Consider the following 14882-nt stretch of genomic DNA (forward strand, 5'->3'; position numbering starts at 1 on the left):
GGAGAACGGGGTCCTTCTTCGAGCAGGGGGCTCAGGGCTCCCGGCCGGGTCAGTCGTCGGCCGGCGGCCAGGCGTCCCCCCAGTCGGCGTCCCGGGCGGCCCGGTAGAGGTCGCCGTGTCTCTTCGTCACCGTCGTGCGGCTCAGCCGCTCCTCGGTCTCGCACAGGTCGAGGAGCACCTGGCGCTTGCGGATCTGAGGACGGCGGACGACGCGGGACGGGGCCGGGGAGACCGGGAAGCGCGCGGCCGCCACATAGCTGAACTTCTCGTCCTCGTACGGCAGTGAGCCGCCCTTGACCTGTCGGTGCAGGGAGGAACGGCTGACCCGCGCCGAGAAGTGGCACCAGTCCGTGCCGGGAACGATCGGGCAGGCCGCACTGTGCGGGCAGGGCGCGGCCACCCGGAAACCGGCGCCGATCAGCCGGTCACGGGCCTCGATCACCCGGGCGTAGCCGTCGGGGGTGCCCGGCTCGACGATCACCACGGCCTGTGCGGCCGACGCGGCGGCGTCCACGAGGGCGGCGCGGTCGGCGGCGGGCAGCTCGTTGAGGACGTAGGAGACGGTGACCAGGTCCGCCGGGTCCAGGGCGAGCGCCGATCCGATCCGGGCACGCTGCCAACGGGCTTCCGCCAGCGCCGGGTTGGCGGCGGCGATCTCACGGCCGAGGGCGAGCGCGGGCTCCGCCCAGTCGAGGACGGTCACCGGGCGTGTGCCCTCCCAGACCGCGCTCACCGCCCAGGTCGCGGCGCCGGTGCCGCCGCCGACGTCCACATGGCTGCCCGGCGTCCACCGCGGGACCGCGTCCGCGAACGCCTCCAGCGCCGAGCGCACCGCCTCGAAGGTCGCCGGCATCCGGTACGCGGCGTAGGCCGCCACGTCCGCGCGGTCGCGCAGGATGGGCGCGTCGGTGGGGGTGGCGCCCCGGTAGCTGGCGATGAGCCGGTCGACGGCCTGCGCGGCCTGCCTGGGCGGCAGCCCGTCGAGGAGCTCCCCAAGCGCGGTGCGGAGGGCTTCGGCGGCGGATACGGAGACGTTCACCCGGCGATTATGAGGCACCCGGTGTCAGCGCCGCCCTCCCTGGGGCTGCCGCCCCCGGACCCCGCTTCGGCCCTGAAGGGGCCTCGTCCTCAAACGCCGGACGGGCTTACCTTGCCCAGCGCCGCCCATATCCGCAGGCGCTCCTACCGCACCGCCATCGCCATCCGCGTCCCCGCCAGTGCTCGTGGCGAGTTGTCCGGCGGGCGGCGCACCGGGTGGACCGTGTTCGCCAGGAGCACCACGAACGTGTCCGTCGCCGGGTCCAGCACCAGCGACGTCCCCGTGAAACCGGTGTGGCCGGCCGCGCCGTCGCCCGCCAGCTCGCCCATGAACCACGGCTGGTCCACCGCGAACCCCAGCCCCGGCGGCGTCAGCAGAAGCTCCACGAAGTCGGGGCCGAGGATGCGGGCGGTGCCGTACGAGCCGCCCGCCAGCAGCGTCCGGCAGAACACCGCCAGGTCGTCGCCGATGGAGAACAGCCCCGCGTGACCGGCCACCCCGCCCAGCGCCCACGCGTTCTCGTCGTGCACCGCGCCCCGCAGCATCCCCCGGTCCGCCTTCGCCCACGGCCGCCGCTGGTCCTCGGTGGCCGCCGCGCCGGGGCACGGGCCGAACCCGGTGGCCGTCATCCCCAGCGGACGGGTGATCCCCTCCTGCACGAGGACGTCGAGCGTGCGGCCGGTCAGCCGCTCCAGGAGCTGCTGGAGCAGCAGCATGTTCAGGTCGGAGTACAGGTACTCGCCCGGCTCGCCCGCCGGGGCCTCCGCGCGCAGCATCGCCATCCGCTCCGCGACGCCGGCGCGGTCGTACAGGGGCAGCTCGGGCCGCAGCCCGGAGGTGTGGGTGAGCAGCTGGCGGACGGTGACGCCGTGCTCGGCGGCTCCGCGGAAGTCCGGCAGATAGGCGCCGACGAGCGCGTCGATGCCGAGGGTGCCGCGTTCGATCTGCTGGACCGCCGCGACCGACGTGAACAGCTTGGTGAGGGACGCCAGGTCGAAGGGCGTGTCCACAGTCATCGGCACCCGCTCCCCGGCGGGCAGTTCCACGCCCGCGTCGGCCGCCGGATCGTACGCCGAGTACCGCACCGCCCATCCCGTCGCCTCCCGCACCGCGATCACCGGGCCGCGCCCGGCGACCACCACGGCGCCCGCCGCCCACGGGCGGTCCCCGGCGGTGACGTCCACGACGTCGCGGACGAGCAGCCGCGTCTCCTCGGGGTCGAGGCCGGCCCGCTCCGGTGTGCCGACGCGCAGTTTCGGGGTGCTCAGCTCTCCTCCTCCGTTCCCGCATGCCAGGGACGGCACAACATCACGAAACAGGCCGCCGCCACCAGCACCGCCGTCAACTGGACGACGGCCATCGGGACGGCGGTGTGCTCGCCGGCGACACCCACGAGCGGGGACGCGATCGCCCCGATGAGGAAGGACGACGTGCCCAGCAGCGCCGAGGCCGAGCCGGCGGAGTGCCGCACGCGCATCAGGGCGAGCGTCTGGGCGTTGGGCAGGGTGACGCCCATCGCGGACATCAGCACGAACAGCGCGACGGCCACCGGGGCCAGGCCGACCTCGCCGAACACGCCGGTCGTCAGGAGCAGCAGTGCGGTCGCGGCCACCGTCACCGTCGCCAGCCCGACGGCCAGCACCCGGTCCAGCCGCACCCGGCCCACCAGCACCTTGCCGTTGAGCTGGCCGATCAGCACCAGCCCGACCGAGTTCGCGCCGAACAGCAGGCCGAACGTCTGCGGGGAGGCCCCGTAGATCTCCTGGACCACGAACGGCGAGGCGGAGATGTACGCGAACAGCGCGGCGAAGGCGAAACCGCCCGTCAGCAGGTAGCCCGCGAAGGGCGGATCGGACAGGAGCCGGCGCATCGCGCGCAGCGCCTCGCCCACTCCGCCCTCGTGCCGCCCGGCGGCGGGCAGCGTCTCCGGCAGCCTGGTCCACACCAGCACGGCCAGCGCCAGCCCCACCGCCGCGAGCAGCACGAACACGCCCCGCCAGTCCGTGCCCCGCAGGATCTGCGCGCCGATCAGCGGCGCCACCACCGGGGCGACCCCGGAGATCAGCATCAGGGTGGAGAAGAAGCGGGCCATCGCCACGCCGTCGTACAGATCACGCACCACGGCCCGCGCGATCACGATCCCGGCCGCGCCCGCGAGGCCCTGCACCAGCCGGAACCCGACCAGCGTCTCCACCGTCGGCGCCAGCGCGCACAGCACGGTCGCCACGACGTACACCGCGAGCCCGGCGAGCAGCGGACGCCGACGCCCCCACCGGTCGCTCATCGGCCCCACCACCAGCTGTCCCAGAGCCATTCCGGCGAGGCACGCCGTCAGCGTGAGCTGCACGGTCGAGGCGGAGGCGTGCAGCGAGCGGGTGACCTCCGGCAGCGCCGGGAGGTACATGTCCATCGACAGCGGGGGAGTGGCCGTCAGACCGCCCAGCACGAGCGTGACGAGCAGTCCGGTCCGGCGTCGCTCCCGCACCGGCGGCGCCACGGCCGTGTCCGGCGCCTGGTGCACGGCCCCACCCTCCGGCATACGGTCGCCCCTCCCTCTCCTACGTCTCGGCCACCTATGCTCTCAGCTCGAACACACTGCTGGGACGGCACGAGGGCGGGGCGCGGTATGACGACGGACACGGTGCGGTGGGGCATCCTGGCGACCGGCGGGATCGCCGCCGCGTTCACGGCGGACCTGATCGACCTGCCCGACGCCGAGGTCGTGGCCGTCGCCTCGCGCACCGAGGCCTCCGCGAAGGCGTTCGCGGACCGGTTCGGCATACCCCGCGCCTACGGCGACTGGGCCGCCCTCGCCGCCGACGACGACGTCGACGTCGTCTACGTCGCCACCCCGCACGCCGCCCACCGCGTCGCCGCCGGACTCTGCCTCGAGGCGGGGCGCAACGTGCTGTGCGAGAAGGCGTTCACGCTGAACGTGCGCGAGGCCGAGGAACTGGTGGGGCTGGCCCGGTCGGGCGGCCGCTTCCTCATGGAGGCCATGTGGATGTACTGCAACCCGGTCATCCGCCGCCTGAAGGCCCTCGTGGACGACGGCGCGATCGGCGATGTCCGCACCGTGCAGGCCGACTTCGGCCTGGAGGGGCCCTTCCCGCCCTCGCACCGGCTGCGCGACCCCGCCCAGGGCGGCGGCGCCCTCCTCGACCTCGGCGTCTACCCGGTCTCCTTCGCCCACCTGCTGCTCGGCGAGCCGTCGGGCATCGCCGCCCGGGCCGTCCTGTCCGCGGAGGGCGTCGACCTGCAGACCGCGCTGGCCCTGTCCTGGGACTCCGGCGCGCTCGCCGCACTGCACTGCTCCGTCTCCGGCGGCACCGGCACCACCGCCTCGGTGACCGGCTCCCGGGGCCGCATCGACGTTCCGGCCGGCTTCTTCCACCCCGACCGGATCGTCCTGCACCGCGCCGGGCACGATCCCGAGGAGTTCGCCGCCGACCCGGCCGACGGACCCCGCACCACGTTCCGGCACGAGGCCCGCGAGGTCATGCGCGCCCTGCGGGCGGGCGAGACCGAGTCCCCGCTCGTCCCGCTCGACGGCAGCCTCGCCGTGATGCGGACCCTGGACGCCGTCCGCGAGCGCATCGGGGTGCGCTACCCCGGCGAGAACGCCTGACAGCCCCCGAGCCCGCCCGAGCCGCCCGAGCCCGCCCGAGCCGCCCGAGCCCGCCCGAGCCCGGCCGGGAAGGCCGAGCCCCCGCCGAGCCGGAACCTCCGCCGGGAAAGCCCCGCCCCGCCCCGGTGGGCGGTGGTTCCCGAGACGGACCGTCTCACCCGCTTGGTACCGTCGGGGCATGGTCACCCAGCCCGGAAAGCCGGCCCCCGACACCGCCCGCCGCAGCGAACGGTCCCGGCGCGCGATCTACGACGCCGCCCTCGCCCTCGTCGCGGAGGTCGGCTATCCGAAGACCACCATCGAGGGCATCGCCGCCCGGGCCGGCGTCGGCAAGCAGACCATCTACCGCTGGTGGGGATCGAAGGCCGACGTCCTGCTGGAAGCCTTCCTCGACCTCGGCGAACAGGCGGCGCGGGAGGCGGGGGCGGCGGAGCACGAGCCGTACGCCATCCCCGACACCGGCGATGTCGCGGCCGACCTCAAGACCGTGCTGCGCGCCACCGTCGACCAGCTCGGGGACCCCAGGTTCGAAGCGCCCTCCAGGGCGCTGGCCGCCGAGGGCGTGGTGGACGAGAAGGTCGGCCGCGAGTTCACCGAGAAGCTCCTGGAGCCGTCCCTGCGGCTCTACGCGGACCGGCTGCGCGCCGCCCAGGAAGCCGGTCAGGTCCGTGCCGACGTCGACCTGCGCATCGCCCTGGAGTTCTTCGTCTCGCCGCTCGCCCAGCGCTGGCTGCAGTACACCGGCCCGATCTCCTACGAGTACACCGACGCCCTCGTCGACCACGCCCTGCACGGCCTCGCCCCTCGGTGAGCGAGCACCACATGGGCCACTCTGGCCCCACCCGTACCACCTGCCCCGATTCACGGCTCCGGCCCCCCGATGCGCAGGATGGTGGGACCATGAGGCATGCTGTCCGCACCACGGCGAGGCGAGGGGACAGATGAGCGCGGAGTTCGGCGGCCGGACCGGCCTGTGGGGCAGGATGTCGGGGTGGCTGCGCACCAGCGGCCCGACGGAAACCGCAGGCGAGGGCGGCCGCGAGGAACTGCTGCTGGCCGCCGCCGGAGCGGGTCTGCCGCTCGCGCCCGCCGCACATCCGGCCCCCGGATACGGCTGTTCCTGCGACCGGGTCGGCTGTCCGACCCCCGGCCGGCACCCGGTGTCGTTCGCCTGGCAGACGCAGTCCACCACCGACCGCGCCCAGATCGAGCGCTGGGCCCGCCATCAGCCGCAGGCCAACTTCATCACCGCCACCGGCAGCACGCACGACGTCCTCGACGTGCCGCTGGACGCCGGCCGGGCGGCCCTCGAACGGCTGCTGGACGCCGGCGTCGACGTCGGCCCGGTCGCCGTCAGCGACGACGGACGGCTGCTCTTCTTCACCCTCACCCGCGGCACCCCCGAGGACGAGGACGAGTGGTGGCCCTGCGAGCTGGACTGCCACCCCGAGACCATGGACGAGCACCCCGGCCTGCGCTGGCACTGCCGGGGCTCCTACGTCCTCGTGCCGCCCGCCCGGCTGCCCGGCGACGACGGCCAGAGCGTGCACTGGCTGCGCGGCCCCGAGCACCCGCTGCCCGACCCGCTGACGCTCCTGGAGATCCTCACCGACGCGTGCGCCCGCCATGCCGGCGAGACGCCGGACCACAGCGCCGGCGCCTGGCCCCTGCACCGCTGAGGGCCCGGGCCGTCGCCGAGCCCGTCCCCGGCCCCCTCCGCGCCGTGCGGCGGCGCGTCACTCGCCCTTCGCCGCCGTCAGCCCCTCGAGCCGGCTGAGCAGCGACACCCTCCCGCCGGCGGAGCCCTTCGCGGGGGCCAGGGCGACCTCGTTGGCGACGAACTCCATCGTCAGCGACTGCTTGATCTCACCCGTCGTCAGCGCCCGCACGCTCTGGTTCGGGGTGGGCACCGCGGCGCCCGCCGCGGCCGTCTGCTTCACGTAGTGGTGCGTGGTGAAGAACACCAGCGCCCCGCCGTCCGTCGTGCGCAGCGCCAGCGGCGCGTAGTCGCCCTCGGTGAGCTGTTCGTCGATGTACTGCGTCGCGAGCCCCGGCCGGCTGGCGTTCTTCGTGCGGGTGGCGCGCAGCGCGCTGGTGTACGAGCCGTCAGCGAAGGGGCCGCCGCCGCTCTGCAGGTACGTGGCGTAGTCCTGGCTCAGGTCCCCGGGCGCGAGCGCCAGCCGGGAGGTGTCGGCGGGCACCGCCTGCGCCCAGCCGTCCTCGTCCTTCGCGAACGCCGGCAGCGAGCCCGGCGCCACCAGCGTCAGGTAGGTCGCCTGCCACGGCTGGGACAGCGCGTCGCGGGTGAACACCAGCAGCCAGCGCGCGTCGCCGCCCTTGTTGCCCTTGGCGTCGGCGACGAACCAGCGCGGCCAGCCGGCCTTCTCGGGGATCGTGTACGACACGTCCGACAGCACCAGCGGCTTGTGCTCGGGGTTGCCGTTCGGGTTGTTGACGCGTCCCGCCTTCAGACGCGCCGCGTCGATGGCCCGCAGGGCGCCGGCGGTGTACTCGGCGTCCAGGGAGGCGTCGTACGCCGCGTCCGCCTTGTTGTACGCGGACGTGAACCGGTCGACCGCCTGCGCGGCCTCCTTCGCCGTGGCGCCGGGGAGCACCTCGCGCTCCCCGTGGACCACCACGCAGCCGCTCGCCAGGAGCGAGACGGCGGTGAGCGAGGCCGCGGTCAGTGCGTACCGGTCACGCCTTCGGAGCCTGCGCCTGCTGGGAGCCCCGAGCGTCGTGAGGCTGCGTTCCCTGCTCATCAGGTGACTTCACCTTCCCCTTCCCGGAGGCGAACCCTACCGGGGCGAGGAACAGCGCGAGCGTCGGGATCAGGTAGAGCAGCCACACCGTGACCTGGACGACCGTCGGATCGGGCTGGAAGTTGAACACGCCCTTCAGCAGCGTCCCGTACCAGCTGTCGGGCGGGATCGTGTCGCTGACGTCGAAGGCCTTGTCCGTCAGACCCGGGAACCAGTCGGCCTCCTGGAGGTCGTGGACGCCGTAGGCGAGCACGCCGGCGGCCACCACGACGAGCATGCCGCCCGTCCAGGTGAAGAACTTCGCCAGGTTGATCCGCAGCGCTCCGCGGTAGAACAGCCAGCCGAGCAGGACGGCCGTCGCGAGGCCCAGTGCCACGCCGATCAGCGGGCGCGGGGTGCCGTCGCCGGCCGCGTGCACCGACGCCCACACGAACAGGGCCGTCTCCAGGCCCTCCCGGCCCACCGCGAGGAACGCGGTGGCGACCAGCGCGCCGGTGCCCATGGCGAGGGCCGCGTCCAGCTTGCCGTGCAGCTCCGCCTTCAGGTGCCGGGCGGTGCGCCGCATCCAGAACACCATCCACGTCACCAGGCCGACCGCGACGATCGACAGCGATCCGCCGAGCGCCTCCTGCGCCTCGAACGTCAGCTCCTGCGAGCCGAATTCGAGGACGCTGCCGAAGGCCATGGCGATGAGCACCGCGACGGCGATGCCGGCCCACACCGGCTTCAGGGCGTCCCGGCGGCCGGTCTTGACCAGGTAGGCGATGAGGATGCAGACGACGAGGCTGGCCTCGAGGCCCTCGCGCAGTCCGATCAGGTAGTTGGAGAACACGGCTACGCCTCCTTGGAGAACAACGTCCGGCCCCACCAGTCGTCCTTGTCGCGGACGCCGGGCGGGACGGCGAAGACGGCCGAACCCACGTGCTGGATGTACTCGTTGAGCGCGTCGGTCGCCAGATGGCGCTGGATGCGGATGAATCCGTTGCTCACGTCGCGCATGTAGGCGAGGAAGAACAGCCCCGCCTCCAGCCGGCCCAGACCGTCGGTGCCGTCGGTGAAGGAGTAGCCGCGGCGCAGGATCGTCGACCCCTGGTTGGAGTCGGGGTGCGCGAGCCGGACGTGCGCGTCGGGCTTCATCGCCTTCAGGAACGGCTCGTCGTGTTCCTTCGCCTTGCCCACCGGGGCGCCTTCGCCCTTGTCGCGGCCGAAGATGTCCTCCTGCTCCTGCAGCGAGGTGCGGTCCCAGGTCTCGATGTGCATCCGGATGCGCCGGGCGACGAGGTAGGAGCCGCCCGTCATCCAGTCGGGACCGTCCTTCTCGCCGACCCACACGAACTTCTTCAGCCGGTCGGTCTCGGTGCCCGCGATGTTGCGGGTGCCGTCCTTGAAGCCCATCAGGTTGCGCGGGGTCTGCGCGTCGGGCGTGGTGGAGGAGGTCTTGCCGAAGCCGAGCTGCGACCAGCGGATGACGACCTTGCCCATGCCGATCCGGGCCAGGTTGCGGATCGCGTGCACGGCGACCTGCGGGTCGTCCGCGCAGGCCTGCACGCACAGGTCGCCGTTGCTGCGGGCCGCGTCGAGCGCGTCCCCGGCGAAGGCGGGCAGGTCGACGAGTGCGTCGGGCCGCCGGGCGGCGAGGTCGAACTTGGTGAACAGGGACGGCCCGAAGCCGACGGTCAGCGTCAGCCGGGACGGCTTGAGGCCCAGCGCCTCGCCGGTGTCGTCCGGCGGCGCCTCGGGAAGGCCTCCGAACGCGCCCTCGCCGACCGCCTTCCCGGCCGTCATCCGGCGGGCCGCCTCGGTCCAGTCCTTCAGCAGCTGGACGAACTCGGCGCGGTCCGTGGTCGTCACGTCGAAGGCGGCGAAGTGCAGGCGGTCCTGCACGGGCGTGGCGATGCCCGCCTGGTTGGCGCCGTGGAAGTCGACCGCGGCGCCCGCGTCGGCTGCCACCGGTTCGACGTCGTTGCCGGTGCGGGTCATCGCGACCGCGCCGCCCGCCGCGGCGGCGCCGAGCGCGAGCCCGGCCCCGCCCCAGCCGATCAGTGACCGTCGCGACGGGCTGGCGCCCTGGATGTCCGACTCCGTCATGTCCTAACCCCTCGGATGCTGTTCGGTTACTTGGCGACGGCGGCGGCGAGCTTGGACAGGGGCTCCGCGAGCGCGTTGACCCCGTCCGACAGCTTCTTGCGGTCGGCGGCGCCGACCTTGTCGTACGAGGTGAACTCGTAGGACGTTGCGTTCGGCCGGTAGGCGTCCAGCAGTGCGTTCAGCGCGGCGAACTGCTTGTCCAGCTCGGTGACCAGGGCCGGGTCGTTCTCCTGGGCGACCGGCTTCAGCAGCTCGTACGACTTCTGCGCGCCCTCGACGTTGGCCTTGAAGTCGACGAGGTCGGTGTGCGAGTAGCGCTCCTCCTCGCCGGTGACCTTGCCGGTGGCGACCTCGTCGAGGAGCTCCTTGGCGCCGTTGGCCATGGAGGTCGGGCTGATCTCGGCCTTGCCGACCCGCTTCTGCCAGTCGGTCAGGTCGGTCACGAGCTGGTCGGCGAGGGTCTTCTCCTCGGCGCCGATCTTCTTGTCCTGCCAGAGGGCCTTCTCCAGCCGGTGCCAGCCGGTCCACTTCTGGCCGGCTTCCAGGCCGTCGGCGCGGACGTCGACCTTCGGGTCGATGTCGCCGAAGCTCTCCGCGACCGGCTCGGTGCGCTCCCAGCCGATGCGGGAGGGGGCGTAGGCCCGCTTCGCGGCCTCGAGGTCGCCGGCCTTGACCGCCGCGACGAAGGTCGCGACCTTGGGCAGCGTCTCGTCGGCCTGGGCCTGCGCGTAGGAGCGGTAGGCGGCCACCGCCTTGTCCAGACGGGGATCGCGCTCGGCCGCGGAGCCGCCGGTGACCTTGAGGTCCTGGCGGATGCCGTCGCCCTTCATGCCCGGCTTGCACGCGATCTCGTAGGCGCCGGCCTTCACCTCGGCGGTGACCCGCTGCTTGGTGCCCGGGCCGATGTTCTCGCGCTCGCTGACGACCCTGTCGTCCGGGAAGAGGATGTAGACCTCGGTGACCTTGGAGCCCTTGTTCTCGATGGCGAGCTCGACGTGGCCCGCGGAGATCTCCTTCTTGGAGGTCTCGCACTTGGAGTCGGTGGCGGTCACCGCGATGACCCGCTCGCCGTCCTCGTCCCCGCTTTTCGAGGTGCAGGCCGTGACGGCGGTCAGGGCCGTCGCCATGGCGACGGCGGTGACGACGGAGAGTCGGGCGGCTCGCATTCGGGCTCCCAGCGGTGGCTGAAAAATCACGTGACAGGGCTCACACGGATTGGTGAGGCTCGCCTAACTTATCCAAGGCTTACCTGCGTAATACCCGTCCGGACCGTGATTCAGCTCTCATGGACGCTGTAAGAGCACGAGGTGATCACGAACTTACAAAACGGACGTCAAGAACCAGTCAAAGGAGATTCAAAGATTCCGTTTTCCGGGTCGCCGGGATCGCCGTGCGCGGCCGCCGGCAGTGCTTCAATTCCCCGGTGACTGATTACGACGTGCTCCGCGTCTTCTGCGCGCCGAACGGCGGCTACGGCAACGAACTGGGCGTGGTGCGCGAGGGCTCGGTGCTGCCCGAACGCGAGGACCGGCAGGAGCTCGCGGCCAAACTCGGCTTCAGCGAGACCGTGTTCGTCGACGACCCCGAGCGCGGCGTCATCGACATCTACACGCCCACCACGCGGCTGCCGTTCGCGGGCCACCCGTGCGTCGGCGTCGGCTGGCTGCTCGACGTGCCCGAGCTCGTCACGCCCGCCGGGGTCGTCGGCACCCGGCTCGACGGGGAGTTCACCTGGATCGAGGCGCGCGCCGAGTGGGCCCCGCCGCGCACCCTGCGTCAGTACGCCACCGCCGCCGAGGTCGACGACCTGCCCGTACCGCCGAAGGGTGAGTGGATCTACGCATGGGCCTGGGAGGACGAGCCGGCGGGCCGGATCCGCGCCCGCGGCTTTCCCGGCCGGGACGACGGCATCGAGGAGGACGAGGCGACGGGCGCCGCGGCGCTGCTGCTCACCGAGCGCCTCGGCCGGGCCCTGAACATCACCCAGGGCGCGGGCTCCCAGATCCTCACGGCCCCCCAGCCGTACGGCTGGGTGGAGATCGGCGGGCGCGTGTTCCTCGAACGTTGAGCCCTCCGGCTGGGCGTCGGCGTCCGTACGGGTGGTGTGGCGTGTGCGCGCGGAGGGGAACGGGGACCACTGGGCGTGATCGCTCAGCCCCGTGAGAGGAACACCATGCGCATCCGTTCAGTCCTCGCCGCCACCGTCCTCGGCTTCGCCCTCGCCGCCGCCGGCGCGACGGCCGCCACCGCCGACGAGGGTCCCCGCGAGCACCACCACCACTTCGGCGGGGACAAGGGCGTCTGCAGCCCGTACATCGGCGCGGTCGACACGGTCTCGGCCGACATCTTCTGGGCCGGCAAGCACTGCGACCGTTTCTGACCTGACGCCGGGCGGCCAGGCCGGGAACCACGACGGGCCCCCTCGCTCCGCGAGCGAGGGGGCCCGTCGTGCGACCGGCTCACGCCGAGAGCGGGAACTCCTCGCCCAGCTCCCGGAACACGGCGGTGTTCAGCGCGAAGGCGCGCTTGCACTCGCTCACGATCCGCTGCTTCTCCAGGTCGTCCGCGCGCACCCCGTCCAGCAGCTCCCGGTAACCGCGCTTGAACGCCGCGGGGTTGCCGATCTCCTCGAAGACGTAGAACCGGACGCCGTCGCCCCTGCGGGCGAAGCCCCACGTCCGCTCCGCCCGGTCGCGGATGATCTGCCCGCCCGAGAGGTCGCCCAGGTACCGCGTGTAGTGGTGGGCGATGTAGCCCGCGGGCCACCGCTCGGCGCACTCCCGCACCCGCGCCGCGTACGCCTCGGTCGCCGGCAGGGCCGACAGGCCCTCGCGCCAGCCGGCGCCCCGCAGATGCGCCAGGTCCCGCTCCAGCGCCGCGAGCCGGAACAGCTCCGGCCGGACGAACGGCCCGGCCGCGGGATCGGACGCCAGCCGCTCCGCACCGGCCTCCAGCGCCTCGTACACGAACCACAGCTGCTCGGTGTAGCGCGCGTAGGCGTCGACCCCGAGCCTGCCGCCGAGCAGGTCGCCCATGAAGGTCGAGGTCTCCGCCTCCACGTGCTGCTCGTGGGACGCCGTACGGATGAGAGTCGAGAACGAGTCCATGCACCCATCCTTCGGGGTAAGGCTTGCCTAAGTCAATATGTTGCCGACACTCTGTCGGTAAAGGTGGGCGAGAAAAGACCCGCTCCCGGTCGGGAACGGGTCTCGCCTCGCACCGGCGCACGGCCGGCCGGTCAGGGCAATACAACTAGGGCAGCGTCAGGATCTCCGCGCCGGTGTCCGTCACGACGAGCGTGTGCTCGAACTGGGCCGTCCGCCGACGGTCCTTGGTCACCACGGTCCAGCCGTCGTCCCACATGTCGTAGTCGTGGGTGCCGAGCGTCAGCATCGGCTCGATCGTGAACGTCATCCCGGTCTGGATGACGGTCGTCGCGTGCGGGCTGTCGTAGTGCGGGACGATCAGCCCGGAGTGGAACGACGAGTTGATCCCGTGACCGGTGAAGTCCCGCACCACCCCGTACCCGAACCGCTTCGCGTACGACTCGATGACCCGCCCGATGACGTTGATCTGCCGGCCGGGCCGCACCGCCTTGATCGCCCGCTCCAGGGACTCCCGGGTCCGCTCCACCAGCAGCCGCGACTCCTCGTCCACGTCCCCGACCAGGTACGTGGCGTTGTTGTCGCCGTGCACCCCGCCGATGTACGCCGTCACGTCCAGGTTGACGATGTCGCCGTCGCGCAGCACCGTCGAGTCCGGGATGCCGTGGCAGATGACCTCGTTCACGCTCGTGCACAGGGACTTGGGGAAACCGCGGTAGCCGAGCGTCGACGGGTAGGCGCCGTGATCGCACATGTACTCGTGCGCCACCCTGTCCAGCTCGTCGGTCGTGACGCCCGGCGAGATCAGTTTCGCCGCCTCCGCCATCGCCTGCGCGGCGATCCGGCCGGCCCGGCGCATCGCCTCGATCGTCTCCGGCGTCTGCACCTCCGGCCCGGTGTACGGCGTCGGCGCGGGCTTGCCGACGTACTCGGGCCGGCGGATGTTTCCGGGCACCGAACGGATGGGGGACAGCTCGCCCGGGACGAGCAGTGACTGGCCAGACATGCCAGTGAGTCTAACGAGCGGCCATGGGGGAACATGACGATGGCGAGAGGAGCCGTCATGCCCCTGTTCAAGAAGCGGACCGCCGGCAAGCCGGGCGAGTGGTACTACTGCCTGGAGCACAAGAAGGTCGAAGAGGGTCCCGAGTGCCCGGCCAAGGACCGCTTCGGCCCGTACGCCACCCGTGGGGAGGCCGAGCACGCGATGCAGACCGCCCGCGAGCGCAACCTCGAGTGGGAGAACGACCCCAAGTGGCACGACGCCCCCAGGGGCGGCGCGCCGGACGGCGGCTGACCAGTCGCCGCGCGCGGGCGAGGGTGCGGCCGCGCGTCGTGCGCGCAGCCGCACCGCGTGCTCGTTCGTCCGGGCGTCGTAGGTCATCAGCCCCGGCAGCCCCACCGCCAGCAGCCCCACCGCGCCCACGCACAGCAGACCGCCCGACCAGACGGACGTCCGCACCCCCGCCCAGGCCGCGACGCCGCCGCTGCGCATCTGCCCGGCCGTCGGCCCCCTTCGGCGCCCCACGGTCCGCTCCCGCCCCGGTCCGGCGGTTCGGGGCGGTCGGTCACCACGCGGGCGGCGGCGGAGCCGTCAGACGCTCGGCGAGACGGGACAGACGGTCGCACAGACGCCGGCGCCCCCGGGTCGGCGGCAGCGTCTCGCCGGCCGCCGCACTCACCAGGTGCTGCACCGTGTCCAGGTCCAGCGCGGAGCCGTCCGGGACGGCCAGCGTCTCGTGCGCCAGCGCCGTCAGCTGCGCCTCTCCGACGCCGAGCGCCAGGATCGTGACCCCGGCCCGCCGGGCGTCCGACACCCGCTCCAGCAACGGCGCGTCCGCCGACGGCGTCGCCACCAGCAGCGTCTCGCCGCGCCGCGCCGCCTCGATGCGGCCCAGGCCGACCGCCAGATGCGCCGGGTCCGACGCACGAGGACGATGACGCACCAGCGTCGGCGCCAGCTCCGGCGTGCCCGACCACGCCGCCTCGTCCACCAGATGCGCCGCCAGGTGCCAGGGCTCGTGCCGCGCCGAGCCGACCAGCAGCAGCCCGCCACCGTGCGACACCACCGATCCCCGCAGCACCGCGGCGAACCGCCGGGTGGCCCCGAGCCACTCGGTCCCGGCGAGCACCTCACGCAGCAGCGCGACCCGTACGGCGTCCATGCCGCCGCATGCTGCCGTAACCCGGCCGCCGCCGGCCGGCGATCGCCCCGCATTCACCCGACGTGGGGAAGACCGCCGTGCACCCCCACGTAAAGT

16 protein-coding genes are annotated in these 14882 nt (G+C 72.9%); 6 read left to right on the forward strand and 10 right to left on the reverse strand.

Annotated elements, in window-relative coordinates; translation table 11 throughout:
- Positions 1-49 precede the first annotated feature (49 nt).
- The 3 genes from ACH4ZA_RS12660 to ACH4ZA_RS12670 all read right to left on the reverse strand — a co-directional run bounded on the left by ACH4ZA_RS12660 (position 50) and on the right by ACH4ZA_RS12670 (position 3578).
- Positions 50-1039, reverse strand: a complete 990-nt coding sequence (locus ACH4ZA_RS12660; protein ID WP_398429325.1) for a small ribosomal subunit Rsm22 family protein — start codon at positions 1037-1039, stop codon at positions 50-52.
- A gap of 143 nt (positions 1040-1182) precedes the next feature.
- Positions 1183-2343, reverse strand: a complete 1161-nt coding sequence (locus tag ACH4ZA_RS12665) for a serine hydrolase domain-containing protein (RefSeq protein WP_398429326.1) — start codon at positions 2341-2343, stop codon at positions 1183-1185.
- A complete protein-coding gene (locus ACH4ZA_RS12670) occupies positions 2304-3578 on the reverse strand; it encodes a multidrug effflux MFS transporter (RefSeq protein ID WP_319279245.1) in 1275 nt (424 codons plus the stop codon). The genes ACH4ZA_RS12665 and ACH4ZA_RS12670 overlap by 40 nt, the downstream gene beginning before the upstream one ends.
- An 87-nt stretch (positions 3579-3665) precedes the next feature.
- On the opposite strand from ACH4ZA_RS12670, the gene ACH4ZA_RS12675 reads away from it, so the two are divergent.
- From ACH4ZA_RS12675 to ACH4ZA_RS12685, 3 genes are all read left to right on the forward strand, one after another.
- Positions 3666-4667, forward strand: coding sequence for a Gfo/Idh/MocA family protein (locus ACH4ZA_RS12675; RefSeq protein ID WP_398429328.1), 1002 nt, complete (start codon positions 3666-3668; stop codon positions 4665-4667).
- Positions 4668-4845: 178 nt separating this feature from the next.
- Positions 4846-5478, forward strand: coding sequence for a TetR/AcrR family transcriptional regulator (locus tag ACH4ZA_RS12680; RefSeq protein ID WP_398429330.1), 633 nt, complete (start codon positions 4846-4848; stop codon positions 5476-5478).
- Between the two features lie 130 nt (positions 5479-5608).
- On the forward strand, positions 5609-6346 hold the full coding sequence (locus ACH4ZA_RS12685; RefSeq protein WP_398429331.1) for a bifunctional DNA primase/polymerase: 738 nt from the start codon (positions 5609-5611) through the stop codon (positions 6344-6346).
- A 57-nt stretch (positions 6347-6403) separates the two neighbouring features.
- On the opposite strand, the gene ACH4ZA_RS12690 is transcribed toward ACH4ZA_RS12685, so the two are convergent.
- From ACH4ZA_RS12690 to efeO, 4 genes are read right to left on the reverse strand one after another with little or no spacing between them, the layout of a single operon-like run.
- The gene (locus tag ACH4ZA_RS12690; protein ID WP_319279249.1) at positions 6404-7429 is read right to left on the reverse strand and encodes a hypothetical protein; all 1026 of its coding nucleotides are present in this window, start codon (positions 7427-7429) and stop codon (positions 6404-6406) included.
- Positions 7365-8261 carry an iron uptake transporter permease EfeU gene (efeU, locus tag ACH4ZA_RS12695; RefSeq protein WP_319279250.1) on the reverse strand — a complete coding sequence of 299 codons (897 nt, stop codon included), beginning with the start codon at positions 8259-8261 and terminating at the stop codon, positions 7365-7367. The genes ACH4ZA_RS12690 and efeU overlap by 65 nt, the downstream gene beginning before the upstream one ends.
- A gap of 2 nt (positions 8262-8263) precedes the next feature.
- Positions 8264-9517, reverse strand: coding sequence for an iron uptake transporter deferrochelatase/peroxidase subunit (efeB, locus tag ACH4ZA_RS12700; RefSeq protein ID WP_398429332.1), 1254 nt, complete (start codon positions 9515-9517; stop codon positions 8264-8266).
- A 26-nt stretch (positions 9518-9543) separates the two neighbouring features.
- On the reverse strand, positions 9544-10683 hold the full coding sequence (gene efeO, locus ACH4ZA_RS12705; RefSeq protein ID WP_398429334.1) for an iron uptake system protein EfeO: 1140 nt from the start codon (positions 10681-10683) through the stop codon (positions 9544-9546).
- Between the two features lie 257 nt (positions 10684-10940).
- Between efeO and ACH4ZA_RS12710 the strand changes: the two genes are divergently transcribed.
- Both ACH4ZA_RS12710 and ACH4ZA_RS12715 read left to right on the forward strand, forming a co-directional pair.
- Positions 10941-11585, forward strand: a complete 645-nt coding sequence (locus tag ACH4ZA_RS12710) for a PhzF family phenazine biosynthesis protein (RefSeq protein ID WP_319279253.1) — start codon at positions 10941-10943, stop codon at positions 11583-11585.
- Between the two features lie 105 nt (positions 11586-11690).
- Positions 11691-11897, forward strand: a complete 207-nt coding sequence (locus ACH4ZA_RS12715) for a hypothetical protein (protein WP_319279254.1) — start codon at positions 11691-11693, stop codon at positions 11895-11897.
- A gap of 79 nt (positions 11898-11976) precedes the next feature.
- Here ACH4ZA_RS12715 and ACH4ZA_RS12720 read toward each other — a convergent pair whose 3' ends face one another.
- Both ACH4ZA_RS12720 and map read right to left on the reverse strand, forming a co-directional pair.
- Complete coding sequence (locus ACH4ZA_RS12720) at positions 11977-12624, reverse strand: heme oxygenase (biliverdin-producing) (RefSeq protein ID WP_398429336.1); 648 nt, start codon at positions 12622-12624, stop codon at positions 11977-11979.
- 145 nt (positions 12625-12769) lie between these two features.
- Complete coding sequence (gene map / locus ACH4ZA_RS12725) at positions 12770-13627, reverse strand: type I methionyl aminopeptidase (RefSeq protein ID WP_319279258.1); 858 nt, start codon at positions 13625-13627, stop codon at positions 12770-12772.
- 57 nt (positions 13628-13684) lie between these two features.
- On the opposite strand from map, the gene ACH4ZA_RS12730 reads away from it, so the two are divergent.
- Positions 13685-13918, forward strand: a complete 234-nt coding sequence (locus ACH4ZA_RS12730) for a hypothetical protein (protein ID WP_319279259.1) — start codon at positions 13685-13687, stop codon at positions 13916-13918.
- A 271-nt stretch (positions 13919-14189) separates the two neighbouring features.
- Here the strand turns inward: ACH4ZA_RS12730 and ACH4ZA_RS12735 are convergent, their stop codons facing one another.
- Positions 14190-14786, reverse strand: a complete 597-nt coding sequence (locus ACH4ZA_RS12735) for a hypothetical protein (protein WP_319279260.1) — start codon at positions 14784-14786, stop codon at positions 14190-14192.
- Positions 14787-14882: the final 96 nt, after the last annotated feature.

It is taken from the genome of Streptomyces sp. NPDC020597, assembly GCF_044335095.1.
Classification (GTDB): Bacteria; Actinomycetota; Actinomycetes; order Streptomycetales; family Streptomycetaceae; genus Streptomyces.

What these genes read in the sequence shown, in the direction of transcription:
- ACH4ZA_RS12670 (WP_319279245.1), bottom strand. Translation starts at nt 3,578, where the DNA reads ATGCCGGAGGGTGGGGCCGTGCACCAGGCGCCGGACACGGCCGTGGCG.
- ACH4ZA_RS12675 (WP_398429328.1), top strand. Translation starts at nt 3,666, where the DNA reads ATGACGACGGACACGGTGCGGTGGGGCATCCTGGCGACCGGCGGGATC.
- ACH4ZA_RS12680 (WP_398429330.1), top strand. Translation starts at nt 4,846, where the DNA reads ATGGTCACCCAGCCCGGAAAGCCGGCCCCCGACACCGCCCGCCGCAGC.
- ACH4ZA_RS12685 (WP_398429331.1), top strand. Translation starts at nt 5,609, where the DNA reads ATGAGCGCGGAGTTCGGCGGCCGGACCGGCCTGTGGGGCAGGATGTCG.
- ACH4ZA_RS12690 (WP_319279249.1), bottom strand. Translation starts at nt 7,429, where the DNA reads ATGAGCAGGGAACGCAGCCTCACGACGCTCGGGGCTCCCAGCAGGCGC.
- efeB (WP_398429332.1), bottom strand. Translation starts at nt 9,517, where the DNA reads ATGACGGAGTCGGACATCCAGGGCGCCAGCCCGTCGCGACGGTCACTG.
- efeO (WP_398429334.1), bottom strand. Translation starts at nt 10,683, where the DNA reads ATGCGAGCCGCCCGACTCTCCGTCGTCACCGCCGTCGCCATGGCGACG.
- ACH4ZA_RS12715 (WP_319279254.1), top strand. Translation starts at nt 11,691, where the DNA reads ATGCGCATCCGTTCAGTCCTCGCCGCCACCGTCCTCGGCTTCGCCCTC.
- ACH4ZA_RS12720 (WP_398429336.1), bottom strand. Translation starts at nt 12,624, where the DNA reads ATGGACTCGTTCTCGACTCTCATCCGTACGGCGTCCCACGAGCAGCAC.
- map (WP_319279258.1), bottom strand. Translation starts at nt 13,627, where the DNA reads ATGTCTGGCCAGTCACTGCTCGTCCCGGGCGAGCTGTCCCCCATCCGT.
- ACH4ZA_RS12730 (WP_319279259.1), top strand. Translation starts at nt 13,685, where the DNA reads ATGCCCCTGTTCAAGAAGCGGACCGCCGGCAAGCCGGGCGAGTGGTAC.
- ACH4ZA_RS12735 (WP_319279260.1), bottom strand. Translation starts at nt 14,786, where the DNA reads ATGGACGCCGTACGGGTCGCGCTGCTGCGTGAGGTGCTCGCCGGGACC.